We start from the raw sequence: 24589 nt of genomic DNA, 5'->3' as shown, positions 1-24589 counted from the left end.
TTGCCGCCTTCCTGCAACTTAAACTATTTTGGGAAAATGATATTGAATGGCCGCTATTGTAAAAACTGGTCATGCGGCTGGCCTGAGACAGCGTCCAGGTGATACCGGGAAAATTTCTTAGTTTTTCCCGTATTGATGAAAAAAGGTGAGGTGCATCACGCTTCGCTGGCCGCTCTCGGCGCCTGGGCGTTTAAAAATGGCAGCAGCAGCAGCACCGAAATGCCGGCGGCGATGGTAATCACCACAAAAAAGCCGCTCCAGTGCCAGACGTCCATCACCTGCGCCAGCGGCCAGCCGGAGAGCGACGCCCCCAGATAGGCAAACAGCCCGACAAACCCGGTTGCCGCGCCCGCAGCGTCCCGATGCGAGCACTCCGCCGCCGCCATGCCGATGAGCATCTGCGGGCCGAAGACAAAGAAGCCGGTGGTAAAGAAGCAGGCCGCCTGCATCACGTAGCTGGCAAACGGCATCAGCCACAGGCCGCCCACCGACAGCACGATCCCGGCGGCAAAAATCAGGTTCATCGGCCCCCGGTTGCCGTTAAACAGCTTATCCGAGCCCCAGCCGGCCACCAGCGCGCCGATAAACCCGCCCAGCTCAAACATGGTCACCGCCGAGTTGGCGGTCACCAGATTGACCCCCAGGGTCTCCGACATGTAGAGATTGCCCCAGTCGTTAATCGCCGCCCGCACCACGTAAACCAGCACGTAGCAGAGCGACAGCAGCCAGATATAGGGGTTCGTTAATACGTACTTGTAGAGGATCTCCCTGCGCGTCAGGCCCTGCCCCTCCTGCTGCTGGGCGATCTCCAGCTCATCGTGACGCCAGTCGCCTACCGCGGGCAGCCCCACCGCCTGCGGCCGGTCGCGCAGCCGCCAGCAGAGAAACAGCCCGGCGAGGATTGCCAGCATCCCGGCAATCATCATCCCGGCGCGCCAGCCGTAGTGCAGCGCCGCGGCGCCGATGACCATCGGGATCAGCGCGCCGCCCACGTTATGGGCGGTGTTCCACAGCGCCCACCAGCCACCGCGCTCGGTACGGGAATACCAGGCCGTCAGCAGACGGGCGCATACCGGCGAGCCCCAGCCCTGGAAAAAGGCGTTCAGCGCCCACAGCAGCGCAAAGGCCCAGAGTGAAGTAGAAAAACCGAACAGGATATTGACCACGCCGGTCGCAATCAGGCCGAGGCCCATAAAGTAGCGGGCGTTGGAGCGGTCGCTGACGATGCCGGATAAAAATTTAGACAGCCCGTAGGTGATGTAAAACAGCGTCGCCAGCAGGCCGATATCGCTGCGGGTCAGCACGTTGCTGGCGAGAATCTCCGGCACCGCGGCGTTGAAGCTTTTGCGCGTGAAGTAGAACAGCGCGTAGCCCAGCCAGATGGTCAGCAGAATATGGCGCCGCCAGTAGCGATAGCGTTCGTCGAGGGCCTGCTTATCGGCTATCGGCGCGGCGTCAGGGGGGGATTTCATAAAGGTAAACATCTTCGTTCCTCAGGCGTAGCGCAGCGGCAGGCTGACGCAGACGCGCGTGCCGTGGGTGCAGGAAATGGTTAAGGTCCCGCCCAGCGCCGTCACGCGCTCGCGCATGCCGATCAGGCCAAAGCCCTGCCGTCCGGTGCCCGGCGGCAGCCCGCTGCCGTCATCCTCAAGCACCAGCATCAGCCGCTCATCCTGCTGCCAGCCCTGCAGCGTGACCGCGCTGGCGCTGGCGTGCTTGACGATATTATTCAGCCCTTCCTGGCAGACGCGAAACAGGGTGACGCGCTGGTTTTCACTCAGCATAGATTCATCGATGCGCCAGTCGAGGTGGCTGACCATCCCGCGATCTTCGAGCTCCATTTCACGCATCAGAGAACGTACCGCCTGTTCAAGGGTCAGATCGTCCAGCTGCCGCGGGCGCAGGCGCCCCAGCAGGCGGCGCACCGAGTCATAAACGCCCAGAGAGAGCTGCTCAATCAGCTGGCTGCTCTGCCTGACGCCGCCGTTCTCCGGCGCCAGGCGCTGGACAATCCCGGCCTGGGTGCGGATGGCGGTGATGGTCTGACCGATATCGTCATGCAGTTCGCGCGCCACGTCGCGGCGCACGCTCTCTTCGGTTTCCAGCAGGCGTTCCGCCAGCCGCCGGTTGCGCGCCAGCTCGCTTTGCAGCGACTGGTTCAGCTCACGCAGGCGCTGAATTCCGGCCCCCAGCAGCAGCCCGGTCAGGCTTTGCGCCAGCAGGGAGAGCAGCAAATCAACCGGATGGTCGTGCCAGGTCTGGCTGGCGATGAGGGCAATCGCGTTCATCAGGGCGGCAATCAGCGCCCCCTGCCAGCCGTAGTGCCAGGCCAGGGCGATAATCGGCAGCGCCAGGCAAAACGGCGTAAAGCGGGAGAGCTCGGCGGGCAGCCCCAGCTGCAGCCACAGGCTGACCATAAACAGCAGCAGATACCAGATCAGGTGCCGCCCGCGCCAGTTCACCGGCTGCGAAACCAGCGCCGGCCCCAGCGGTCGCCAGACGGTGCTGGTGAGGTAGTGCCAGATGACCAGGCAGGTCGGCGCGAGGGTCAGGCCACCGGTCAGGGTCAGCAGCAGGGCGTTGAGACCTTCGCTTCCCTCGCCGAGCCACGGCAGCGATTGCAGCAGCGCGGCGGCAATCAGCGCGCCGCCCTGGCGCAGCAGGGTCAGCCAGTCGCGCTGCTGGCGATAGCGCGAAATCAGCGCCACCGGCAGCAGGGTCAGCAGACTGCCGATCATCAATATTATCGGATGGGCCAGCGCCACTTCCTGCGCCAGCCAGAAGATCAGCAGCCATTCCGCTCCCAGCAGCACCGGCCAGTAGCCGCGCGGGCATTGCAGCATCAGGCCAAGGCGTAGACCGAAGGGAAACAGCAGTACCGCGAGATCCGGGCGCGCAACCACATGCAGGCTGATGCTCCACAGGCAGAACCACGCGGCGGAGAAGATAAAGAAGCAGCCGACGACCGAGAGCAGCCGCGAGAACAGCGCTTTCACTGCCAGCTATCGAACATGCGCCGCGCCAGCTCAACGTCGTTGCTGACGCCCAGCTTTTCCAGCAGGTTAGCGCGATGAACGTGGACGGTCTTTGGCGATAGTCCAAGCTCGGCGGCGATCTCTTTCACCGCCATTCCCTGGGCCAGCTTTTCCGCCACCTGCCGTTCGCGTTTGGTGAGCGGGTCCTGGCGACCGGCCGCCAGCTTCATGGCGATATCCGGCGTCAGGTAACAGCCGCCGGTCGCCACCGTACGGACGGCGGCAATCAGCTCATCCGGACTGCAGCGTTTGGAAAGAAAGCCGCGGGCGCCGGCGTTCAGCGCCTGCTCCACCAGCGCCGGGCTGTCGTGGACCGAGAGCATAATGGTCGCGATGCCTTTGGGCAGCTGGCTCAGCAGCTCGAGGCCCGAGATATCCGGCATCGAAATATCGCAAATGCAGACCTGCACGCCGCGGCCCGGCAGACCCGCCAGCGCCTCGCGGCCGGAACCGAACTCCGCCACCACCCGGAAATCGCTTTCCAGCGCCAGCAGCTGCGCAAAACCGGAGCGGACGATAAGATGATCGTCAATAAGGGCAATGGAGGTCATGGCGTTTCCCGGCGGATAAAAAAACGCGCTTACCTTAACGATAAGCGCGCTGCTGTTCAAGCCTTGAGCACTATTATACCCATCAGCCGCCGATGCCGGTGGTTACGCTGAAGGTGCGGATCTCCTGCGGAGCCAGCGAGATCAGGCTGCCGTTACGCTGCGCCGCCAGAAATCCTTCGGGACGACAGGTGGCCGGTAGCGCAAAAGCCGCCACCTGCTGATCGCCGTTATAGAGGATCCAGCGGGTCACATAGTTCAGCTCCGCGCTGGAGAAGCGGGTGATGAACGTGGTGCCATCCGGAGCCGTCATGCGAAATTCAGGCCTGTCGGTGTAGCGATCCAGCCTGTCGGCAAAAAAGACGATTTCCGGATCGTAATAGTGCGGCTCGTTCAGTACGTCCAGCGAAGCCTCCCCTTGCAGAATGCGCCGGTTGAACGCCAGCCACTGCTCGGTCGGATGCACGTGGCCCGGTATCGACTCACGCAGCGCGAGCGCATCGTCGGGGATATTCTGGCTGAAGCTGGCCCCGGCCACATAGGCATAGTTCATATGGCACATATACTGGAGCGGCATCGCGACGGAGGCGAGGTTGGTGACCGCCATGTGAATATCAAAGAGCGCGCTCTCTTTATGCAGTACCACCGCGGGCTGCGCCTGATAGCGATGGCCGAAGCCCATCACGTATTCATAGCGTCCCGTCACCCGCAGGCTCTCCCCCTCCAACTCCAGCCAGGCTTCATCCATCGCGGCGCAGGCCATTTCGCCGTGCAGCGGATGCACGTCCTCCGGCGAAGGGCAGCCGTTCGCCAGCAGCCCGGAGTGGAAGGCGAAGCAGCCGTAGGTGGCCACCACTTCCGTCGCCAGCTTCGGCTCGCGGAACATATTGCGCATCGTCAGATCGTGACCATCGAACTCCGCGTCCCAGATCATTTGCCCCAGCCAGGGCAGAATGACCAGCTGGCCGCGCGAGTTCTCTACCCGCAGGCCCTCTACGCCGCTGGCGTAGCGGAACGCGGTGACCGTAAAGGCATCGTTTGCCAGCAGTACCCGAGGATGCTCGGTAAACAGCTGACGCCATAGGGTTAAACGTGTCGTCATGATGATTCTCCTCAGGAGGCCGTCGCTTCGGTCAGCGCACGGCGCGCTTTGCACTCACGCCAGAAGTAGACGCCCACGTAGATGAAGCACAGCATCGGCACCAGGAACGACACCTGCAGGGAGTGGAACATATCCGCAACGTAGCCCTGAATCGCCGGCACCACCGCCGCACCGATAATCGCCATCACAATCACCGCCCCGGCCATTTCGGTATGCTCGTTATCAACCGTATCGAGGGTCCCGGCATAGATGGTCGCCCAGCAGGGTCCAAACAGGACGCTCACCAGCACCGCCACGTATACCGCGCTGAAGCTCGGCGCCAGCGCCACGTAGGCAAGGAACAACGCGCCGATCGCCGAGTAGATAATCAGCACTTTTTCCGGCGTGAAGCGCGTCATCAGGATGTTGGCAATAAATTTACCGATGAAGAAGCAGGCGAAGCTGTAGACCATAAAGGTTGAGGCATCGCGCTCGTTGATATCCCCCAGCTCCAGCGCCAGGCGGATCGTGAATGACCAGACGGTGACCTGCATCCCGACGTAGAGGAACTGGGCGATAATCCCGCGACGGAAGCGGGCGTTGCTCGCCAGGTAGCGCAGAGTGTCGAGCGCCGACGGACGCTTATGGTTCGCCGTCTGCGCAACTTTGCAGGTCGGGAAGCGGGTCAGCAGGAACAGCACCATTACCACCACCAGTACCATAATCATGTACTTGTAGGGCTCAAGGGTGTTTTCCAGCATCAGGATTTTAAAGTTATGGATCTGCTCGGCGTTCATGCCCGCCATCTGTTTTTCCAGACTTTCACCATCGGAAAAGACCAGATATTTGCCCAGCAGGATGCCGGCCGCGGCGCCAATCGGATAGAACGTCTGGCTGATATTGAGGCGTAGCGTCGCCTGCGCTTTTGGACCAATCATTGAGCTGTAGGTGTTCGCCGCCGTCTCAAGGAAGCTCAGGCCGATAGCGATGGCGAAAATCGCGGCCAGGAACATGGTGTAGGTTGCCATGTGCGAGGCCGGGAAAAAGAGCGTACAGCCGACGATATAAAGCGTCAGGCCGGTTAAAATCGCCACTTTATAGCTGGTTTTTTTAATCACTAACGAGGCTGGAATGGCAATTAAAAAATAACCGCCATAAAAAGCGCTTTGTACCAGCGCCGAGGCAAAGTTACTCAGCGCAAATACGCTTTTAAACTGAGTAATTAAAATATCATTTAATGCCGCAGCGCATCCCCATAACGGGAATAAACAGGATAACAAAATAAACTGGAACAGAGGGGTTTTATTCAGATAGCCATCGGCCATCTGAACGATATTTTTATCGTTCATAGTGCTACCTTTTACAGTGCAGAGGGTTATTCGTTTAACGCCAGATACTCATTGAATTGCTCAATGCTGGGATAAGACGATTGGGTACCTTTGCCGGTGACGCTGAAGGCGGCAAAGAGCGAGGCTTTTTTCATCGCGGCTTCAACATCTCCGCTCTGGACGTAGTAATGCGCAAAACAGCCGATAAAGGCGTCGCCGGCGCCGCTGGTATCAACCGCGCTGACTTTAAACGCCGGGACGTGAACGTCCCGATCGCGCGTCATCCATAGCGCACCTTTCTCACCCATAGTGACAATAATATTGTTGAGCCCTTTTTCTACGAGGCTACGGGCGGCAGCACGAATATTATCGTAAGTATCAACGGGCAATCCGGTTAATATTTCCAGCTCAGTTTCATTAGGGACGAAAAAGTCACATTTGCAGGCGTAGGACATATCTAATTCACGCAGCGCCGGCGCCGGATTTAATAACACTTCAATTCCGTGTTTTTTACCAAATTCAATGGCGTGATAAACCGTTTCCAGCTGAACTTCAAGCTGTAAAACAATCAGCTGACACTTTTTTAAATCTTCGGCAGCGCGATCGATATCCTCCGGGGAGAGAAACTTATTGGCGCCTTTAATAATCAGAATACTGTTGCTGGAGTTGGCGTTAACAAAAATCGGCGCCACGCCGCTGCTGGTGCAGGGGACTTTTTCAACATAGGTCGTATTAATGCCCCAGGATTCCAGATTGCGAATCGTGTTATCCGCAAAGATGTCGTCCCCGACCTTGGTCAGCATCAGAACTTTGGAGTTAAGCTTGGCTGCCGCGACGGCCTGGTTGGCGCCTTTACCGCCGCAGCCAATTTTAAAAGAGGGCGCCTCGAGAGTTTCCCCCTCTTTTGGCATCTGATTGGTATAGGTGATCAGATCCACCATATTTGAGCCGATAACCGCGATATCCATTTTACTACCTCTTAGAAACAATCACATAACAATGATATTATAGTAACATTATCATGTTACTTCCGTACCATTTGTGACCATGATCGCGATTGCAGAATCACAGGCTGTTTATTTAACAGCCACCTCTGTTCAGCCTCTCGGCATGCCCGTAAAACAACAAGTACGAGCAACAAACATAAGACACTGAAAATAAAATACTTATAATTTAAGAGGCGCGATCTTACCCGCTTTTAATTCTTGATAGCCCACAGTATAGTAGTGTGAATGCAGAATGTTTCGACGAACGAAAAATGTTACCAAAGGAACATTTTCGCCCAAACTTGCGGAGAAGGTGAATGGAAACAAAGCAAAAAGAACGTATCCGGCGTCTGATGGAGCTGCTCAAGAAAACCGACCGCATCCATCTCAAAGAAGCCGCACGGATGCTGGAAGTTTCGGTGATGACCATTCGTCGGGATCTCAGCCTCGAGAATGACGAACCGCTGCCGCTGACTCTTCTGGGCGGGTACGTGGTGATGGTGAACAAACCCTCATCGCCCTCGGTCAGCGCTCCGCCGGCGGGCAAAAGCCCCCACCACCGGGACGATTTGTCCGTCGCCATCCTCGCCGCCGGGCTGGTAAGCGAAAACGACCTCGTCTTTTTCGATAACGGCAGCGAGATGCCGCTGGTGATCGGCATGATCCCGGATGACATTACCTTTACCGGAATTTGCTACTCACACCGGGTGTTTGTGGCGCTGAATGAAAAGCCTAACGCCACCGCCATCCTCTGCGGCGGCACCTACCGGGCCAAGAGCGATGCGTTTTATGATGCCAGCAACCCCTCGGCTCTTGATTCGCTGAATCCGCGGAAGGTGTTTATCTCCGCCAGCGGCGTGCACGAACATTTTGGCGTTAGCTGGTTTAACCCCGACGATCTCACCACTAAACGCAAGGCGCTGGATCGCGGGTTACGCAAAATCCTGCTCGCCCGCTCCGGGCTGTTCGATGACGTCGCGCCCGCCAGCATCGCCCCGCTATCGGCCTTTGATGTCCTGATCAGCGATCGTCCCCTGCCGGCAGACTACGCCCTGCACTGCCGGAACGGGTCGGTAAAAGTCATCACGCCGGATTCGACGAGCGACTAGCTCACTCGAAAAAGACGGCGATTTTATTGAACATTGAAGGATCGGACTGATTGCGCGTCACCTTCTCGACGTCTTCCAGCTTATCGATTTGGCTGATCATCTGCTCGAGACGCTGATCGTTATTGACCAGCAGCCAGATGCGGCTCTGATTGCTGTTTTGAATCGGCAGGCAGAGGATGCCTTCCACGTTGAAGGCGCGACGGGCGAACAGGCCGCAAACGTGGGTCATGACCCCAGGGTGGTTGCGTACGGTGAGTTCCAGAATAACGTTGTCATGAGTCTGCTGTTGCATGGTTTATTCCCCCACCATTTCTGTATTTGCCGCACCCGGCGGTACCATCGGATAGACTTTTTCTTCGGCATCGATTCGCACATGAATCAGCGCCGGGCCAGGACGGTCAATAATCGCCTGCAGCGCCGCCTGCGGATCGGCTTCATGATTTAAGTCGCAGGTTTGCAGGCCAAAGCCGGCGGCAATCTGCATAAAATTAATCATCCCCGGGTAGGTGGCGGCAAACACCCCTTGCGGATAGAACAGGCTCTGCTGTTGATACACCAGACCCAGCGCTTCGTTGTTCATCAGAATAATTTTTACATCCAGCTGATTTTCAGCGGCGGTGGCCATTTCCTGAATGTTCATCATCAGGCTGCCGTCGCCGGAGAAGCAGATAACCTTCCGCTGCGGGTTCGCCAGGGCTGCGCCAACGGCCGCCGGCAGGCCAAAGCCCATAGTGCCCAGGCCGCCGGAGGTCAGCCACTGGCGAGGGCGATTCAGCGGATAGGCCTGCGCGGTCCACATCTGATGCTGGCCCACGTCGGTGGTAATAATCGCTTCATCATCCACGCAGGCGGCTACGGCATTGATCAAACCATAATGAGAAAGCGGGTCCTGCTGCTGAGGGATGGTGCACGGGAATTCGCGCTGCAGGTCGGCGACCAGCTGGCGCCACTCATCCCGCGGCTGCGCTGCAACCTGCGGGATCAGCTGCGTCAGAACCTCGGCGACATCGCCCTGGATAGCCACGTGCGGCTGCTTGATTTTACCCAGCTCGGAGCGGTCGATATCGACGTGAATGATCTGCGCATTCGGGCAGAACTGTTCGGTTTTACCAATCGCCCGGTCATCAAAACGCGCGCCTAAAACAATCAGTAAATCAGCTTCTTGCAGCGTAAAGTTGGTGCTACGCGCGCCGTGCATGCCCAGCATTCCCAGCGACAGCGGGTGCGCCTTCGGCAGCATGCCCAGCGCCATCAGGGTCATGGTGGTCGGCAGGTTGGCTTTTTCCGCCAGCTGGCGAACCTGCTCCGGAGCATTAATCACGCCGCCGCCCAGATAGAGCACCGGGCGCTTAGCGGCATTAATCATGGCCGCCGCTTCGCGTACGCTGGCGCCGTCAAACTCAGGCGCCGCCGCGCGAACGCCGGGCTCTGGTAACGCCTCCAGTTCGATGGTCGCGCTCTGCACGTCCTTAGGAATATCTATCCACACCGGCCCCGGACGCCCGGACTGCGCAATGCGAAAAGCGTCGCTCATCACCTGCGGCAGCTCGGCAATGTCGCGAACCAGATAGTTGTGTTTAGTGATGGGGATAGAGATGCCGTAGGTATCGACTTCCTGGAACGCATCGGTGCCAATCATTGAGGCCGGCACCTGGCCGGTAATACAGACCAGCGGGATCGAGTCCAGACGCGCGTCGGCGATGGCGGTGATCAGGTTTGTCGCCCCCGGGCCGCTGCAGGCCATACAAACCGCCGGCTTGCCCTCGGTTCGCGCCATGCCCTGGGCGATAAACCCGGCCCCCTGCTCGTGACGCGCCAGAATATGGCGAATCTGCTTACTTTGGCTTAATGCGTCGTAGACCGGCAGAATTGAGCCGCCCGGGATACCCGTTACCGTGGTGATCCCCTGACGTTCCAGTAAATGAACAACTAACTGCGCGCCGGTGAAGCGCATTTTTTGTGATGATGTGCCCGAACTTGCCATGCTCCAGTCCTTTTATTCTGAGCCGACCTACCGGGCGAGGGTCGAAAAAAAACCCCGCTCGGTTTGCGCCGGCGGGGTTTGGAATCGTGTTGTTCCGGACCCTACGGCGCATTGCCGACGACGACGACCACACGCACGACGACCACCGCGGCAGGCGCGGTTTTTAGTAGGGTCGAAGTCAGCATGGAAGCGTTCATTAGGGGCCTTTATGTCGAAAAATTAACTGAATTTATACAAACACAGCTGCGGCCATTAAACAATGGATTTATTTTCAACCACGGAAATTTGCGCAGAGGATCACAATTTTTTAACCCGGCGACAAAAAGCAAAAAACCCCGCCGCAGCGAGGTTTTTTCAGCATTTTTACGGCTGGTAACCGCAAGCACACTGTATTACGTCAACGCCAAAAGTATACGCGTTCGCGGAAGTTCACGCAATTTTAGCCACGGATTTTCATAAAATAGAGTATGGATCGGCGGCAAATTTTTGTCGATAAAAATACTGTTTATTTATACAGTGAATGCTTATACTGAAAGCGTTCACTCTGTGCCATTCGGGGGCCGCATGTTTACCGGCGCAATCAAGTCCTGGCTGAAACGGGTGGTGCCGTCAGCGCCTTAACCCTGAAAGAGCACACTGTGTTACGTCAACAAATACGCTATCTTCCGGGCACGGCAACGTGCTCAGGCAGGCGGCGTATACCCTGGCTGGCAACAGGCGGCGGAAAGGTACGCCAGCCGGCTGTGCTCCTTTACCGAGGAGACGCGTATGGGCACGATGGATATTATCGTTCTTATCCTGAAACTCATGGTTGCCGCGTTGCAACTGCTTGATGCTGTCCTGAAACAGTTCCGCTGATTCAGGTTCAGGTCGCACCTGGGAGGGGCGGGAAACCGCCCCTCTACAGGCGGTCTCCCTTCACCTGCGCCGACTGATGGAGAAATTTATGCCACCGCTGCTGATTGCTGCGACCACGCCGGATGACGCCGGGTTTCTCGCCCTGCGTAGCGAAAGCCTCGCGCAGCACTTTAATATGCTGCGCCGCCTGGCAGAGAACTGGCAAAGCGGGGAAAACCGCTTTAACGCGCCGGGAGAAAAGCTGCTTGGGGCCTTCTGCGGAGGAGCGCTGGTGGGCGTTTGCGGGCTGAACGTTGACGCCTACAGCCAGCAGCCGCGGGCCGGGCGCATTCGCCATCTGTACATCGGCGACCGCTACCGTCGCCAGGGCATCGGGCAGCAGCTGCTGGTGGCGGTGATCGCCCATTCCGGCACCTGGTTCGATTTCCTCAATACCCATGCGCCGTCGTCGGCCTGGCCGTTTTATGAAAGTCTGGGATTTCGTCCGGTTTATGATGAGCCGCGGGTGACGCATCGCCTGTTCTGCTCGCTGTAACCGCCTCTGGCTGGGTGAAAAAGCGCATGTTACAGTTTCACTACCTTGTCCCCACTGTGCCCCACCCTGATGACGATAAACGTTTTCTGCATTCTGCTGTTCGCCGCCCTGCTGCACGCTAGCTGGAATGCGATCGTCAAAGCGAGCGGCGATAAGATGTACGCGGCAATTAGCGTGAGCGGTTCGGCGGCGGTCATCGCCCTGCTGCTGCTGCCTTTCGCGCCGCAGCCGTCCCTCGCCAGCGCGCCGTATCTGCTGCTTTCCAGCGCCCTGCAGGTGGTTTACACGGTACTGGTAGCAAAAACCTACCAGGTGTCGGACATGAGCCAGACCTATCCGCTGATGCGCGGTACGGCGCCGCTGCTGGTGGCGATAATTAGCGTCGTGTTTCTCGGCGATCGCCTCTCCCCTCTGGCATGGTCTGGCATTGGGGTGATCTGTCTGGCGATCCTGGCGATGGCCTACAACGGGCGGGCCAGCTCGCGGCGCGGCGTCGTACTGGCGCTGATTAACGCCTGCTTTATTGCCGGCTATACGCTGGTTGATGGTACCGGCGTAAGGCTGTCCGGCTCCGCGCTGGGCTACACGCTGTGGTCCTTTTTGATGAACGGTTGCTGCCTGCTGGTCTGGTCGATGGTCACCCGTCGCCGGGAGGTCAGCCGCTATCTGCGCCAGCACTGGCACAAGGGGCTGCTCGGGGGCATCAGTACGATGGGCTCCTACGGCCTCGCGCTGTGGGCCATGACCCAGGCGCCGCTGGCGGTCGTTGCCGCGCTGCGTGAAACCTCAATTCTGTTCGGCGCGCTCATCGCCTTCGTCCTGCTTAAAGAGCGGGTCATGGCCCTGCGAATTGTTGCCGCCTGCGGCATCGCGGCCGGCGCGATCCTGCTGCGCCTCTCTTAGCGCATCATGGCAACATTAGTTGCCGATTATTGTTTACAAAACCTGCCTTTAATTCCCTGACAATCGCCGCCGGGTGGTTGTTCTGTCATTTTTATGTGGTAGATTCCTCCATCGTTTACGGGATGTGCCAGTCACATGTTCTTCATTTACCTCTACTCACAAAGTATTCATCGACATGAAACGGCATAAGAACTTCAATTTGTTGTTGATGCTGGTCGTGCTGGTGGCCGTTGGCCAGATGGCGCAGACCATATATATTCCGGCCATTGCCGACATGGCTATCTCGCTCAACGCCCGCGAGGGCGCCGTGCAGAGCGTGATGGCGGCCTATTTACTGACCTACGGCGTATCGCAGCTCTTTTACGGGCCGCTGTCCGATCGCGTGGGGAGACGCCCGGTGATTCTGGTCGGGATGTCTATCTTTATGCTGGCGACGCTGGTTGCCATCACCACCCATAGCCTGACGGTGCTGATTATCGCCAGCGCGATTCAGGGAATGGGCACCGGCGTCGGCGGCGTCATGGCGCGTACTCTGCCGCGCGATCTGTATGAAGGCGCGCAGCTAAGACATGCCAACAGCCTGTTGAATATGGGTATTCTGGTCAGCCCGCTGCTGGCGCCGCTGCTTGGCGGGGTCCTCAATACGCTGTGGAGCTGGCGCGCCTGCTACGCTTTCCTGCTGGTGCTTTGCGCCGTGGTGACCTTTAGCATGGCGCGCTGGATGCCGGAAACCCGCCCGGCCGCCGCGCCGCGAACCCGCCTCACCACCAGCTACAGAACGCTTTTCGGCAACGGCGCGTTCAACTGCTATCTGCTGATGCTGGTTGGCGGCCTCGCCGGAATTGCCGTTTTTGAGGCCTGCTCCGGCGTGCTGATGGGCGCCGTGCTGGGCTTGAGCAGCATGGCGGTCAGTATCCTGTTTATTTTACCGATCCCGGCGGCCTTCTTCGGCGCCTGGTTCGCCGGGCGTCCGAACAAGCGTTTCCCGACGCTGATGTGGCAATCGGTGATTTGCTGCCTGCTGGCGGGAATTATGATGTGGCTTCCAGGGCTGATGGGCGTCATGACCGTCTGGACCCTGCTGGTGCCCGCCGCGCTGTTCTTCTTCGGCGCCGGAATGCTGTTTCCGCTGGCAACCAGCGGCGCAATGGAGCCGTTCCCGTTCCTCGCCGGTACCGCCGGCGCGCTGGTTGGCGGCCTGCAGAATATCGGTTCCGGCGTCCTGGCCTGGCTATCGGCCATAATGCCGCAGACCGGTCAAGGCAGCCTCGGGCTGCTGATGATGCTAATGGGGCTGCTGATTATGCTGTGCTGGCTGCCGCTGGCCTCGCGCTTTAGCCGCCATCAGCAGCCGGTTTAGGGCTTCCGCAGTTCTCCCCGGGCCGCGACGCGAAGCGTCCTGCCCGGGCGCACGATTCAGCTCGTGGCCATTATGATTGCACCCGGCTCTGCAGCCAGTTGATAAAGGCGTCGATTTTTGGCCACTGGCGCCCCGGCAGCGTGGTCACATAGTAGTGCTGATGGCATTTCAACGTCATCTCGCCAAACGGAGCGATCAGCTCCCCGCTCTCCAGCCGCTTTTGCACCAGCCTTTTTCGCCCCATCGCCACGCCGACGTGATTCATCGCCGCTATCACCGCTAAATCGGAACGATCGAAGCCAATCCCCGACGATTGCGGCATATTAATCCCAAACTGCTGCGCCCAGCTAAACCACTCGTCGGTGCCGGAGTCGTTGCTCCAGGCCTGGCGATCGTGCAGCAGCGTGCAGTGCTGGAGGTTATCGGGATTCTGCCGCAGCTGGTGCCGGCGGGCATAATCCGGGCTGCATACCGGCACAATCTCCTCGTCCATCAGGAAGTGGTGGCTGAGCTGCGAGGAGGGCAAATCGTCAAAGTAGATAGCCAGGTCGATGCCGGCGCGCTGCATATTGACGTTATCGTTGCCGGTCAGCACGGTCAGCGAGATCGACGGGTAGCGGCGGGTAAAGTCGCCCAGCGCCGGAACCAGCCAGCACTGGGCGATCGACGGCCGCGAGTAGACCGTCAGGGTCCCGGACAGCTCCTGGTTTTTGATATCCAGAATCTCCTGATTCAGGCTATCGAGGGATGACTTCAGCGCCCAGTACACCCGCCTGCCTTCATGGGTGAGTTCCACCTTGCGGTGCGAGCGGACAAACAGCTGAATACCCAGCTCCTCTTCGAGCTGGTTCATGCGGTGGCTCACCGCGCTGGGCGTCAACGACAGCTCTTCCGCCGCCAGGGCAAAAGACTCGTGCCGCGCGGCCACCTCAAAGGTATAGAGCTTTGACAACTGCCAGCCGTTGAGGAGCCGGTTACCGACCTCTTTTAGCGCATCCATCTTTTGCCTCCCCCGTTTCATGTCCGCTGATTGTAAAGAAAAGAGCCGCTGCCCGACGCCTTAAAGATGAATAAAAGTGACCCATGACGCAAAATACCGCCAGCTTTAGACGTTAATCACTACTTTGATTCAATCTGATTCACCTGAAGAGCCAATTATATCGTTTGTCAGCCGGTGGCGTTTTTCTGTTCAATAGGCGCAGATTATTCACAGGCGAGGTGGGGTATGGAATCGCAGATTTGGGTTGTGAGCACGCTGCTGATAAGCATCGTGCTGATCGTGTTAACTATCGTCAAACTGAAGTTTCACCCCTTCCTGGCGCTGCTGTTAGCCAGCTTTTTTGTCGGCGCAATGATGGGGATGAGCCCGCTGGATATGGTTAACGCCATTGAAAGCGGGATTGGCGGAACGCTGGGCTTCCTCGCGGCTGTTATCGGCCTCGGTACCATTCTGGGTAAAATGATGGAGGTCTCCGGCGCCGCAGAGCGTATCGGCCTGACGCTCCAGCGCTGCCGCTGGCTATCGGTTGACGTCATTATGGTGCTGGTCGGCCTGATTTGCGGGATTACGCTGTTTGTGGAAGTTGGCGTCGTGCTGCTGATCCCGCTGGCATTCTCCATCGCCAAAAAGACCCACACCTCGCTTCTGAAGCTGGCGATTCCGCTGTGCACCGCATTGATGGCCGTCCACTGCGTGGTTCCGCCTCATCCGGCCGCGCTGTTCGTTGCCAATAAGCTCGGCGCCGATATCGGGACGGTCATCGTCTACGGCCTGCTGGTCGGGCTGATAGCCTCGCTGGTTGGCGGCCCGTTGTTCCTCAAACTTCTCGGCGACCGCCTGCCGTTTAAACCGGTTCCCGCCGAGTTTTCCAACCTGGAAGTCCGTAAGGAAGAGACGCTGCCGTCGCTCGGCGCTACGCTCTTTACTATCCTGCTGCCTATCGCGCTGATGCTGGTAAAAACCGTTGCCGAGCTGAATATGGCCAAGGGCGGCACGCTGTACATGCTGCTGGAGTTCATCGGTAACCCGATCACCGCCATGTTTATTGCCGTCTTCGTGGCTTACTACATTCTCGGCATCCGCCAGAACCTTGGGATGAGCGTGCTGCTGACTCATACTGAGAATGGCTTTGGCTCGATTGCCAATATCCTGCTGATTATCGGCGCCGGCGGGGCATTCAACGCCATTCTGAAAAGCAGCGGGCTGGCCGATTCTCTGGCAGTGATTCTGTCGAACATGCATATGCACCCCATCCTGCTGGCCTGGCTGGTGGCGCTGATTCTGCACGCTGCGGTCGGCTCCGCTACCGTCGCGATGATGGGCGCAACCGCCATCGTTGCCCCGATGCTGCCGCTTTATCCCGACGTGAGTCCGGAGATCATCGCCATTGCTATCGGTTCAGGCGCAATTGGCTGCACGATCGTTACCGACTCCCTGTTCTGGCTGGTAAAACAATACTGCGGAGCGAGTCTGAGCGAGACGTTTAAATACTATACAACGGCCACATTTATCGCATCCTTACTTGCGCTGGCCTGCACGTTCCTGCTTTCTTTCATCATCTGAGCGCCAAGAGACGTAATATGAAAAACGCTGACATGACCACTTTAATCGCACAGTTCCCGCTGCTGAAGGAGCTGATTGCCCTGAAAGAAACCGCCTGGTTTAACCCGGCGACCACCTCTCTGGCCGAGGGTTTGCCCTACGTCGGCTTGACCAGCGAAGACGTCCAGGACGCCCGCGCCCGCCTCGATCGCTTTGCCCCGTATCTGGCGCAGGCCTTCCCGGAAACCGCGGCCACCGGCGGGATTATCGAATCCGAGCTGGTGGCGATTCCGGCCATGAAAGCGCGGCTGGAACAGGAATTTGCGCAGCCGGTTGCGGGTGAGCTGCTGTTGAAAAAGGACAGCCATCTGCCGATCTCCGGCTCAATTAAAGCGCGAGGCGGCATTTATGAGGTGCTGACCCACGCGGAAAAACTGGCGCTGGAAGCCGGACTGCTCACCACCGCGGATGACTACAGCAGGCTGCTGACGCCTGAATTTAAACAGTTCTTCAGCCAGTACAGCATCGCCGTGGGCTCCACCGGAAACCTCGGAATGTCGATTGGCATCATGAGCGCGCGCATCGGCTTTAAGGTCACCGTGCATATGTCCGCCGACGCCCGGGCGTGGAAAAAAGCGAAGCTGCGCAGCCACGGCGTGACGGTGGTGGAGTACGAACAGGATTACGGCGTAGCGGTTGAGCAGGGGCGTAAAGCCGCCGAATCAGACCCTAACTGCTTCTTTATCGACGACGAAAACTCACGCACGCTGTTCCTCGGCTACGCCGTTGCCGGCGAGCGTCTGAAGGCCCAGTTTGCTCAGCAGGGCCGCGCGGTCGATGCCGACCATCCGCTGTTCGTCTATCTGCCGTGCGGCGTTGGCGGGGGCCCTGGCGGAGTGGCATTTGGCCTCAAGCTGGCCTTCGGCGACCACGTGCGCTGCTTCTTCGCGGAACCAACCCACTCGCCCTGTATGCTGCTGGGGATTTATACCGGACTGCACGACGCGATTGCGGTCCAGGATTTAGGTATTGATAACCTGACCGCCGCCGACGGGCTCGCCGTTGGCCGGGCGTCGGGATTTGTCGGCCGGGCGATGGAGCGTCTACTGGATGGCCTGTATACCCTCGACGACCAGACGATGTACGACATGCTGGGCTGGCTGGCGCAGGCTGAAAATATCCGCCTTGAGCCTTCGGCACTGGCGGGCATGGCCGGGCCGCAGCATATTTGCGCAAGCGAGACCTACCGGCAAATGCACGGCTTTAGCCCGGAGCAGATGCAGAATGCCACGCACCTGGTGTGGGCCACCGGCGGCGGCATGGTGCCGGAAGAAGAAATGGCGCAGTATCTGGCGAAGGGCCGCTAGCCCGCCGTTAGCGCAGCAGCGGCATCAGCTCGGCGGGCGACCGCTGCTGGTTTTGTAGATCACGCATGACGCGCATATAGGGCGCGCTCATGCTGTAAAACTGGCGATAACCCGCGCACAGCGGGTTTTGCCCCTTTTGCGCATCCGCCGGCGGGCAATCACCGCCGCATAACCTCAGCCACGGGCAGTCGCGACAATCTGGCGTAACCGGCGCGTCGGCGGGACGTACCGCTTCACCACACCAGCCGCGCAGAGCGCTCTCAAAGGGCAACACCAGGATCCGGCCGATATCCTCGCGTACCCAGATAGCAAAAACCGCGCACAGGAACTCCCCCCAGGCCTCGGCATCTTCCGGCTGAAGCTGCGGAACAAAGCGGATCGCTGAAACGCCCTGCTGGCGTAGCTGGTGATAATATTGCCGCGGGCTCTGGCAGTGATGGCGATAAATATTGACGTCCAGTACCTTCAGCTCTCTCTCTGCGGCACTCCTGCTGTGGCAACGTCCTGTCATGTCACATCCTTAATGAATAAAACAATCTGCCGTAGATGAGTTACAGCAAACATTAACGCCAGCGAAAGCACTGCGAGGGAGATCAAAAATTTGTCACGTATCGCCCGGGATTGTGCGAAATCGCTCTCGTTGATATCCATCAGGTTGCGGCTGCGGGTATAGCGCCAGAGAATAATGGCAACGGCAGCCAGCACGCCAATCGACAGCCAGAACAGCGCGCCCGCGCTGTGCCAGTTGTGTTTGACTGCCAGCGCCATCAGCGCCCCGTAGCCCAACAGCGTTCGGAACCAGGCCAGCGACGTGCGCTCCGGCTGCAGGCCCGGATCGCTCTCCCGCCGCATCCGACGCCTATCCACCGTAGAGCACCAGTCCCGTCACCACCACGACCACAATCATCAGCAGAATACTGATCGCCAGCAGCGTCCGGGTATAGGGCAAGTCTTGTTTTAGGCGCATCGCCTTTTCATTACTCAGCCAGCGCAGATAGCCGTAAATGGCCAGGCCGCCGGCAAACAGGCACAGCAGCAGCGCCAGCGCTTCGCGAATCAGCGGCGTGGCAAAGTCGGGCGCCAGCTGATCGAGGCCGACGCCGGCGGCGAGAAAGCCCAGCGCCGTGCGGATCCAGGCGAGAAAAGTACGTTCATTGGCGAGTGAAAAGCGGTAATCCGGCGCTTCGCCGACGCGGGAGATTTTCATCAGGGTTCCTTGTTCGTGCCACGGGCAGGCTCCAGCATAGCGTAATTCATCACGAACGGGGGAAGAGGGAAGAACCGGCACCCGTTGGGTGCCGGTGAGAGGGAGAGATTAGTGCAGTTCTGGCCAGTACTCTTTATTGGCCGCGATCAGGTCATCAAGGATCGCCCTGGCGACAGAGGCGCTCGGCACGGTTTTCGACAGCGTAATCGCCTGCCACAGCTTGTGGTAGGAGCGATGTTCCCAGGCATCGACCACCAGTTTTTCGACCGCCACCTGCTGGCCCATCATCCCTTTCTGGAAGTTCGGGATATCGCCAACCGTTAGCGGCTCCGGCCCGTTATGGCCAACCAGGCACGGAATTTCGACCATCGCATCGGCGTCAAAGTTATGGATAGCGCCATTATTCGGCACAATCAGCAGCATGCGTTCCTGGGTGTTGAAGGCAATCGCCGCCGCGAGGTCAACGATGTACGAGGCGTGCTCGTCGATCTCCAAATCACCTGCAGATGATTTGCCGGCGGCAATAATGGCCCGGCAGGCGCTGAAGACGTTTTTCTCGCGATGATCCATGACCTCGTTTGCGCGGGTGCGCTCAGGGTTGGAGTGCGCAACCACATAATCCGGGAACAGATAGTACTTCAGGTAGGTGTTCGGCATGGTATCCGGATCCAGCGCCTGCACATCTTTTGCCTTCGCAAAGGTATCGTTCCAGCTCGCTTCGGTATGCGGGTCGTTAGATGGCGGAACATAGCCATATTTAGCGACATACTCACGCAATTTTGGCATCAGGTCGTTACCCTGCAGATCCTCAATCGACGTCCACCAGCCGAAGTGGTTAAGGCCGTAGTAGCGCACGCGCATCTGCTTGCGGTCTTTCAGGCCGACGATTTGCGCCATCCGCCCTTCGATACCGATCGGCATATCGCAAATGTTGAGGATTTTCGCGTTCGGACGCAGGCGGCGGGTCGCTTCTGCCACAATGGCCGCCGGGTTGGAGTAGTTAAGCATCCACGCGTTCGGCGAATATTTTTGCATATAGTCCACCAGCTCCAGCACGCCGCCGATCGAGCGCATACCGTAGGCAATACCGCCAGGTCCGCAGGTTTCCTGGCCCAGCACGCCGTGGCGCAGGGGGATTTTTTCATCTTTTTCACGCATCGGATATTTACCGACGCGAATATGTGCCATCACGAAATCAACGTCGGTAAACGCCGCCTGCGGGTCGGTGGTGTAGCTGAACTCAATATCCGGCGCCTGCTCTTTGAGAATGACTTTACACGCTTCGGCGATAGTCTCCTGCCGCGCACCGTCGTTGTCATAAAATTTCAGTGCCCGCAGCGGGAAACGGTCCTGGTTAGCTAACAGCATTAATACGATGCCCGGGGTAAAGGTACTGCCGCCGCCTGCGATAACAACTGAGAATTTTTTCATGATACTGCCTCCGTCATGGTGTTTTGTTCGGTCTGTAGAGAATCTTTGATTAAGGTTTCAAGCTGGTCGCGAACCTGAGGAACGTGCAGGCCGACGATGACCTGAATCCCGTTGCCGCGTCGCACAACCCCGTGGGCGCCCAGCGCTTTAAAGACGTCGTCACTTTGCGTTTTCGCCATATCCACCAGCGTGATACGCAGGCGGGTGGCGCAGTTATTGATGTTCTCGATATTGCTTGCCCCGCCGAGCGCCTGCAGGAAACCTGCGGCCTGGCCGAGCCTGGTGTCCGTCGCCCCTGCGGCGCTGGTTTTGCCGCGCGCAGCCTGGTAGTCGGCCTTGCTGTAGAGCTTGATTTCACTCTCTTCGCGTCCCGGCGTTTTCAGGTTGAGACGCAGGATCAGGGTGCGGAAGATAACGAAGTAGATGCCGGTGAAGCACGCCCCGATGCCGATCTGGATAAACATCATCGACGCGTGGTTATGGAACATCGGGATCCAGTTTTGCGGCAGGAACTGATCCAGCAAACCGCCGCCAAAATTGCCCACCACGCCGCACATATACATCACCGTCGCCATCGTCGCCGCCAGCACGGCGTGCACGGCGAACAGCAGCGGAGAGATAAACAAGAAGGTGAACTCCAGCGGTTCGGTGATGCCGACCAGCATGGCGGTCAGGGTGGCCGGTATCAGCAGCCCGGCGACCTTGACGCGGTTTTCCGGGGCGGCGGTGAAGTAGAGCGCCAGCGCAATACCCACGGAGCCAAAGACTTTCGAGTTTCCGTGCAGGGCGAAGCCGCCTTCCGGGAACAGGGCCTTCAGCGGCTCGGTGCTCTGACTAAACTCCTGCAGATGCTGCGCCCAGTACACCTGAATGCCGCCTTCCACCACTGCCGGGCCAAAGATAAACGGGCCGTAGACAAAATGGTGTAAACCGGTTGGGATCAGGATCCGCTCAAGGAAAATATAAACCCAGACCCCGAGCGCCCCGGCTGAGCGTAAAAACGCCTGCAGAGATTCAATACCCATCTGTACTTTCGGCCAGCCGAGTAGCGTGAGCCAGGCGCAGGGGATCATTGCCAGGAATGCAACGATAACGACAAATGAGGACCCCTGGAAAATACCGAGGAAAACCGGCAGCGGTTTGTCAAAATAGCGGTTATGCAGCGCGGTCACGAGACCGGAAATAACAATCGCGCCGATGATGCTGGTATCCAGCGTTTTAATCCCGGCGATCATCGCCAGGCCGCTGCCGGCCGTAGGTTCAGCGGAAAAGTCGACGCCGAAGAAGTGGCCCCAGGTCATCCCCATCGCGTTGATGAAGTAGTTCCAGGTCAGAAAGCTTACCAGCACCGCCAGGCAGGCCCGGCCCTGCGCCTGTTTAGCGAGGCCAATCGGCAGGCCGACGGCGAAAATCAGCGGCATATTACGAAATACCGTCCAGCCGCCTTCTTCAATAATGTGAACGATTTGTGCAAATAAATTATCGGGGGCCGTAAGCGCTTCGCCGACAAACATCGGGTTGCGTAACATAATGGCAATTCCGACCACGATCCCGGCAAAGGGAAACAGCAAAACCGGGGTAAACATGGCACCGCCGAAACGTTGTATTTGACTGAGCATTTTAAAATCCTCATTTAACAACCAGTAGGGTTAGTGGCCTTATTTGTCTTGAGTATCGGCCTAAAGCGAGAATAGGAATTTACCCGTCATCCAACATGCAATGTCGTTGCGATTCGTGATCGCTTTCATGGTTTTAATTACAGCAATGTTGTCTAATTTTTGAATAAAACATAGACAACAACAAAATCCCCAGACCTTAGCCTGCAAAAACATCGGCGTATACGTATGTAATTTAATGATTTTTAATACGAAACAGGGGTTTGATAATCACCTCTGTCACTGGAATAGAGGTCTACTGGTGATCTACAAATCTATTGCTGAAAGATTGCGCCTGCGGCTCAATTCATCGGATTTCAACATCGGCAGCCCGCTGCCGGGAGAGAAAAAGCTGGCGCAGGAGTTTGGCGTCGCGCGGATGACCATTCGCAAAGCCATCGACCTGCTGGTGAACTGGGGGCTGGTGGTTCGTCGGCACGGTAGCGGCACCTACGTCGCACGCAAAGACGTGCACCACGAAACCACCAATCTTACCGGCCTGGCCGAAGTGCTGCGCCAGCAGGGGAAAGAGGTGGTCAGCCAGGTGCTGATTTTCGAGGTGATGCCCGCGCCGCCCGCGATTGCCAGCCAGCTGCGGATTCAGATTAACGAGCGGATCTATTTCTCACGACGCGTGCGCTACGTGGACGGAAAGTCCCTGATGCTGGAAGACAGCTATATGCCGGTAAAACTGTTTCGTAATCTGTCGCTGGTGCATCTGGAGGGGTCAAAATTTGACTACATCGAGAAAGAGTGTGGGCTAACGATTAGCGGTAACTACGAGAGCCTCTCCCCGGTGCTGGCGGACAAGCAGCTGGCAAAGTCGATGAACGTGCCGGAGCAGACGCCGCTGCTGCGTATCACCTCGCTCTCCTACAGCGACAGCGGCGAATTTCTCAATTATTCCGTTATGTTTCGCAACGCCAGCGAGTATCAGGTGGACTACCATTTACGCCGCGTCCACCTCGATAGCCCGTTAGCTCATCCCCCAGAACAACACGGCGAGGAGCTGGGGCGTGATGATGCGTAAAAACATCACCAGCGGGTAGACCGTAGCATACGACAGCGCCGCCGCCCCGCTGGTGGCGTGCAGGTTGTTGGCGAAGGCCAGCGCCGGGGGATCGGTCATTGAACCGGCCAGCATGCCGCACAGGGTCAGATAGTTCATCTTCAGCAGCATTCGCGCCAGAATACCGACCGTCAGCAGCGGAATGCCGGTAATGAAAATACCGTAGACTATCCAGTTCAGGCCGTCGCCGTGGGTCAGCGTGAGGATAAAATCACCGCCCGACTTCAGGCCGACAACCGCCAAAAACAGGACGATCCCGAGCTCACGCAGCGCAAGGTTGGCGCTGGGCGGCATAAACCAGTACAGCTTGCCGATGCTGCCGATTCGCCCGAGGATCAGCGCCATAATCAGCGGCCCGCCGGCCAGCCCCAGCTTAAGCGCGACGGGAAAACCGGGAATAAACAGCGGAATAGAGCCCAGCAGCACCCCTAAACCAATGCCGATAAATACCGGCAGCATCTGGACCTGCTGCAATTTTTGCTGCGCGTTACCCAGCTCAGCGGCAACCGCGTCAATCGCCTCCGGGCGCCCGACCAGGTTAAGAATGTCACCAAACTGCAGGCTGGCATGGCTGCTGGCCACCAGCTCCACGCCGGCGCGATTAAGCCGCGAGATCACGACGTCATAGCGCTGCTTAAAATTGAGATCGCGGATTTTCTTGCCGAGGATCTTCTCGCTGGTCACCACCACCCGCTCAACTTTCAGATCGGTACCGCGGGTGGAAAGCGAGGTGGAAACCTCCTTGCCGATCACCAACTGCGCATTGTGTAAATCCTCCGGACGCCCCACCAGATGCAGAAGGTCGCCGGTCTGGATCAGCGTGCCCGGAGCCGGGACCATCAGCAGCTCATCCCGCTTAAGGCGCGAACAGATCAGCCTGTCGCTGTTGAGCATCGGTACATCCTGAATCGCCATATTATTCAGGTTAGGGTTTTCAACGCGGACGTTAATCGTCTGCAGCAGCGCATGGCCATTACCGCTGCTCTCATCAAACTGCTGGGCCTCTTTTTCGACGTTGACGCGAAAGAACAGGCGCACCAGCCACATGGTGAGCAAAATGCCGCAAATACCAAACGGATAGGCCATGGCATAGCTCATCCCCATCTGGTCTACGACATCGAGCGGCACGCCAAGGTCGCGAAGGATCTGCTGCCCGGCCCCCAGCGCCGGGGTATTGGTCACCGCCCCGGAGAAAATACCGAGGACTATCGGCAGCGGGATATTAAAAAGCTTATGCAGCACCGCGGTCACCAGACCGCCGAGGATCACGATGAGGATGGCAAAGAGGTTAAGCCGCAGCCCTGAAACGCGCAGAGAGGCGAAGAACCCCGGCCCGACCTGGATACCGATGGTATAAACGAAGAGAATCAGGCCAAATTCCTGAATAAAGTGCAGCATGGGTCCGCTGAGGGTAATGCCCGCCTGATCGACAAAGTGGCCGACGATAATACCGCCAAACAGCACGCCGCCAATGCCAAAACCCACACCGCGAATTTTGACATTGCCGATCCACAATCCGACAACCGCAACCAGCGCCAAAACGCTGACGGTCAATGCTATATCACTCATCGTGTTTTCCCTGTGAATAACA

General features: G+C 58.2%; 24 protein-coding genes. 8 read left to right on the top strand and 16 right to left on the bottom strand.

Going from position 1 to position 24589, the window contains the following annotated elements:
- Positions 1 to 155: 155 nt before the first annotated feature.
- The 6 genes from uhpC to rbsK form a co-directional block, all read right to left on the bottom strand.
- Positions 156 to 1484: an MFS transporter gene (gene uhpC, locus GO007_RS18550; protein ID WP_095102478.1), complete on the bottom strand. Its 1329-nt coding sequence runs from the start codon at positions 1482 to 1484 to the stop codon at positions 156 to 158.
- A 9-nt stretch (positions 1485 to 1493) separates the two neighbouring features.
- Entirely contained in the window at positions 1494 to 2975 is a 1482-nt protein-coding gene (gene uhpB, locus GO007_RS18545; RefSeq protein ID WP_189339901.1) for a signal transduction histidine-protein kinase/phosphatase UhpB, read from the bottom strand.
- 17 nt (positions 2976 to 2992) lie between these two features.
- Positions 2993 to 3586, bottom strand: a complete 594-nt coding sequence (gene uhpA, locus GO007_RS18540; RefSeq protein ID WP_095102980.1) for a transcriptional regulator UhpA — start codon at positions 3584 to 3586, stop codon at positions 2993 to 2995.
- Positions 3587 to 3668: 82 nt separating this feature from the next.
- Positions 3669 to 4685: an aldose 1-epimerase family protein gene (locus GO007_RS18535; RefSeq protein WP_095102472.1), complete on the bottom strand. Its 1017-nt coding sequence runs from the start codon at positions 4683 to 4685 to the stop codon at positions 3669 to 3671.
- 11 nt (positions 4686 to 4696) lie between these two features.
- Positions 4697 to 6013 (bottom strand): L-fucose:H+ symporter permease, encoded by a 1317-nt coding sequence (fucP, locus tag GO007_RS18530; RefSeq protein WP_045853770.1) that lies wholly within the window; start codon positions 6011 to 6013, stop codon positions 4697 to 4699.
- Positions 6014 to 6039: 26 nt separating this feature from the next.
- The gene (gene rbsK, locus GO007_RS18525; protein WP_041143306.1) at positions 6040 to 6960 is read right to left on the bottom strand and encodes a ribokinase; all 921 of its coding nucleotides are present in this window, start codon (positions 6958 to 6960) and stop codon (positions 6040 to 6042) included.
- Between the two features lie 335 nt (positions 6961 to 7295).
- Here rbsK and GO007_RS18520 point away from each other — a divergent pair, with 335 nt between their 5' ends.
- The gene (locus GO007_RS18520) at positions 7296 to 8087 is read left to right on the top strand and encodes a DeoR family transcriptional regulator (RefSeq protein WP_095102469.1); all 792 of its coding nucleotides are present in this window, start codon (positions 7296 to 7298) and stop codon (positions 8085 to 8087) included.
- A gap of 1 nt (position 8088) precedes the next feature.
- Here the strand turns inward: GO007_RS18520 and ilvN are convergent, their stop codons facing one another.
- The 3 genes from ilvN to ivbL form a co-directional block, all read right to left on the bottom strand.
- Positions 8089 to 8379 (bottom strand): acetolactate synthase small subunit, encoded by a 291-nt coding sequence (ilvN, locus tag GO007_RS18515; RefSeq protein ID WP_095102467.1) that lies wholly within the window; start codon positions 8377 to 8379, stop codon positions 8089 to 8091.
- 3 nt (positions 8380 to 8382) lie between these two features.
- Positions 8383 to 10071 (bottom strand): acetolactate synthase large subunit, encoded by a 1689-nt coding sequence (gene ilvB, locus GO007_RS18510; RefSeq protein WP_095102464.1) that lies wholly within the window; start codon positions 10069 to 10071, stop codon positions 8383 to 8385.
- 101 nt (positions 10072 to 10172) lie between these two features.
- The gene (ivbL, locus tag GO007_RS18505) at positions 10173 to 10268 is read right to left on the bottom strand and encodes an ilvB operon leader peptide IvbL (protein WP_071844866.1); all 96 of its coding nucleotides are present in this window, start codon (positions 10266 to 10268) and stop codon (positions 10173 to 10175) included.
- A gap of 571 nt (positions 10269 to 10839) precedes the next feature.
- Here ivbL and tisB point away from each other — a divergent pair.
- The 4 genes from tisB to emrD all read left to right on the top strand — a co-directional run bounded on the left by tisB (position 10840) and on the right by emrD (position 13727).
- Positions 10840 to 10929 carry a type I toxin-antitoxin system toxin TisB gene (gene tisB / locus GO007_RS18500; RefSeq protein WP_095102458.1) on the top strand — a complete coding sequence of 30 codons (90 nt, stop codon included), beginning with the start codon at positions 10840 to 10842 and terminating at the stop codon, positions 10927 to 10929.
- 88 nt (positions 10930 to 11017) lie between these two features.
- A complete protein-coding gene (locus GO007_RS18495; protein WP_095102978.1) occupies positions 11018 to 11464 on the top strand; it encodes a GNAT family N-acetyltransferase in 447 nt (148 codons plus the stop codon).
- Between the two features lie 69 nt (positions 11465 to 11533).
- Positions 11534 to 12367, top strand: coding sequence for a DMT family transporter (locus GO007_RS18490; RefSeq protein ID WP_095102455.1), 834 nt, complete (start codon positions 11534 to 11536; stop codon positions 12365 to 12367).
- Between the two features lie 175 nt (positions 12368 to 12542).
- Complete coding sequence (gene emrD / locus GO007_RS18485) at positions 12543 to 13727, top strand: multidrug efflux MFS transporter EmrD (RefSeq protein WP_095102453.1); 1185 nt, start codon at positions 12543 to 12545, stop codon at positions 13725 to 13727.
- Between the two features lie 70 nt (positions 13728 to 13797).
- Here the strand turns inward: emrD and dsdC are convergent, their stop codons facing one another.
- On the bottom strand, positions 13798 to 14727 hold the full coding sequence (dsdC, locus tag GO007_RS18480) for a DNA-binding transcriptional regulator DsdC (protein WP_095102450.1): 930 nt from the start codon (positions 14725 to 14727) through the stop codon (positions 13798 to 13800).
- Positions 14728 to 14952: 225 nt separating this feature from the next.
- Between dsdC and dsdX the strand changes: the two genes are divergently transcribed.
- Together dsdX and dsdA are read left to right on the top strand one after the other, a co-directional pair.
- The gene (gene dsdX / locus GO007_RS18475; RefSeq protein WP_095102447.1) at positions 14953 to 16290 is read left to right on the top strand and encodes a D-serine transporter DsdX; all 1338 of its coding nucleotides are present in this window, start codon (positions 14953 to 14955) and stop codon (positions 16288 to 16290) included.
- A 17-nt stretch (positions 16291 to 16307) separates the two neighbouring features.
- Positions 16308 to 17636, top strand: a complete 1329-nt coding sequence (gene dsdA / locus GO007_RS18470) for a D-serine ammonia-lyase (RefSeq protein WP_095102444.1) — start codon at positions 16308 to 16310, stop codon at positions 17634 to 17636.
- Positions 17637 to 17643: 7 nt separating this feature from the next.
- Here dsdA and GO007_RS18465 read toward each other — a convergent pair whose 3' ends face one another.
- The 5 genes from GO007_RS18465 to GO007_RS18445 form a co-directional block, all read right to left on the bottom strand.
- Positions 17644 to 18084 carry a regulator gene (locus tag GO007_RS18465; protein WP_189339899.1) on the bottom strand — a complete coding sequence of 147 codons (441 nt, stop codon included), beginning with the start codon at positions 18082 to 18084 and terminating at the stop codon, positions 17644 to 17646.
- A 59-nt stretch (positions 18085 to 18143) separates the two neighbouring features.
- On the bottom strand, positions 18144 to 18488 hold the full coding sequence (locus GO007_RS18460; RefSeq protein ID WP_095102439.1) for a DUF202 domain-containing protein: 345 nt from the start codon (positions 18486 to 18488) through the stop codon (positions 18144 to 18146).
- A 7-nt stretch (positions 18489 to 18495) separates the two neighbouring features.
- The gene (locus GO007_RS18455; protein ID WP_095102437.1) at positions 18496 to 18843 is read right to left on the bottom strand and encodes a YidH family protein; all 348 of its coding nucleotides are present in this window, start codon (positions 18841 to 18843) and stop codon (positions 18496 to 18498) included.
- A 108-nt stretch (positions 18844 to 18951) separates the two neighbouring features.
- Positions 18952 to 20274 (bottom strand): 6-phospho-alpha-glucosidase, encoded by a 1323-nt coding sequence (locus GO007_RS18450; protein ID WP_095102434.1) that lies wholly within the window; start codon positions 20272 to 20274, stop codon positions 18952 to 18954.
- The gene (locus GO007_RS18445; RefSeq protein ID WP_095102432.1) at positions 20271 to 21893 is read right to left on the bottom strand and encodes an alpha-glucoside-specific PTS transporter subunit IIBC; all 1623 of its coding nucleotides are present in this window, start codon (positions 21891 to 21893) and stop codon (positions 20271 to 20273) included. Before GO007_RS18445 ends, GO007_RS18450 begins: the two co-directional genes overlap by 4 nt.
- Before the next feature lie 298 nt (positions 21894 to 22191).
- On the opposite strand from GO007_RS18445, the gene GO007_RS18440 reads away from it, so the two are divergent.
- Positions 22192 to 22959: a GntR family transcriptional regulator gene (locus GO007_RS18440; protein WP_095102976.1), complete on the top strand. Its 768-nt coding sequence runs from the start codon at positions 22192 to 22194 to the stop codon at positions 22957 to 22959.
- Here the strand turns inward: GO007_RS18440 and GO007_RS18435 are convergent.
- Positions 22906 to 24567: a putative transporter gene (locus GO007_RS18435; RefSeq protein WP_095102430.1), complete on the bottom strand. Its 1662-nt coding sequence runs from the start codon at positions 24565 to 24567 to the stop codon at positions 22906 to 22908. The two genes, GO007_RS18440 and GO007_RS18435, sit on opposite strands and share 54 nt — an antisense overlap.
- Positions 24568 to 24589 lie beyond the last annotated feature (22 nt).

The organism is Klebsiella sp. 10-1 (genome assembly GCF_009758445.1).
GTDB lineage: Bacteria > Pseudomonadota > Gammaproteobacteria > Enterobacterales > Enterobacteriaceae > Klebsiella > Klebsiella scottii.
The sequence above is the reverse complement of the archived record's forward strand: the minus strand, read 5'-3'. Positions and strand labels throughout refer to the sequence as shown.

Coding starts and splice junctions, on each gene's coding strand:
- ilvB (WP_095102464.1), bottom strand. CDS start 10,071: ATGGCAAGTTCGGGCACATCATCACAAAAAATGCGCTTCACCGGCGCG.
- dsdX (WP_095102447.1), top strand. CDS start 14,953: ATGGAATCGCAGATTTGGGTTGTGAGCACGCTGCTGATAAGCATCGTG.
- fucP (WP_045853770.1), bottom strand. CDS start 6,013: ATGAACGATAAAAATATCGTTCAGATGGCCGATGGCTATCTGAATAAA.
- emrD (WP_095102453.1), top strand. CDS start 12,543: ATGAAACGGCATAAGAACTTCAATTTGTTGTTGATGCTGGTCGTGCTG.
- ivbL (WP_071844866.1), bottom strand. CDS start 10,268: ATGAACGCTTCCATGCTGACTTCGACCCTACTAAAAACCGCGCCTGCC.
- GO007_RS18435 (WP_095102430.1), bottom strand. CDS start 24,567: ATGAGTGATATAGCATTGACCGTCAGCGTTTTGGCGCTGGTTGCGGTT.
- dsdC (WP_095102450.1), bottom strand. CDS start 14,727: ATGGATGCGCTAAAAGAGGTCGGTAACCGGCTCCTCAACGGCTGGCAG.
- tisB (WP_095102458.1), top strand. CDS start 10,840: ATGGGCACGATGGATATTATCGTTCTTATCCTGAAACTCATGGTTGCC.
- GO007_RS18455 (WP_095102437.1), bottom strand. CDS start 18,843: ATGAAAATCTCCCGCGTCGGCGAAGCGCCGGATTACCGCTTTTCACTC.
- GO007_RS18520 (WP_095102469.1), top strand. CDS start 7,296: ATGGAAACAAAGCAAAAAGAACGTATCCGGCGTCTGATGGAGCTGCTC.
- GO007_RS18495 (WP_095102978.1), top strand. CDS start 11,018: ATGCCACCGCTGCTGATTGCTGCGACCACGCCGGATGACGCCGGGTTT.
- uhpA (WP_095102980.1), bottom strand. CDS start 3,586: ATGACCTCCATTGCCCTTATTGACGATCATCTTATCGTCCGCTCCGGT.
- GO007_RS18535 (WP_095102472.1), bottom strand. CDS start 4,685: ATGACGACACGTTTAACCCTATGGCGTCAGCTGTTTACCGAGCATCCT.
- ilvN (WP_095102467.1), bottom strand. CDS start 8,379: ATGCAACAGCAGACTCATGACAACGTTATTCTGGAACTCACCGTACGC.
- GO007_RS18445 (WP_095102432.1), bottom strand. CDS start 21,893: ATGCTCAGTCAAATACAACGTTTCGGCGGTGCCATGTTTACCCCGGTT.
- GO007_RS18450 (WP_095102434.1), bottom strand. CDS start 20,274: ATGAAAAAATTCTCAGTTGTTATCGCAGGCGGCGGCAGTACCTTTACC.
- GO007_RS18460 (WP_095102439.1), bottom strand. CDS start 18,488: ATGCGGCGGGAGAGCGATCCGGGCCTGCAGCCGGAGCGCACGTCGCTG.
- dsdA (WP_095102444.1), top strand. CDS start 16,308: ATGAAAAACGCTGACATGACCACTTTAATCGCACAGTTCCCGCTGCTG.
- uhpC (WP_095102478.1), bottom strand. CDS start 1,484: ATGTTTACCTTTATGAAATCCCCCCCTGACGCCGCGCCGATAGCCGAT.
- rbsK (WP_041143306.1), bottom strand. CDS start 6,960: ATGGATATCGCGGTTATCGGCTCAAATATGGTGGATCTGATCACCTAT.
- GO007_RS18490 (WP_095102455.1), top strand. CDS start 11,534: ATGACGATAAACGTTTTCTGCATTCTGCTGTTCGCCGCCCTGCTGCAC.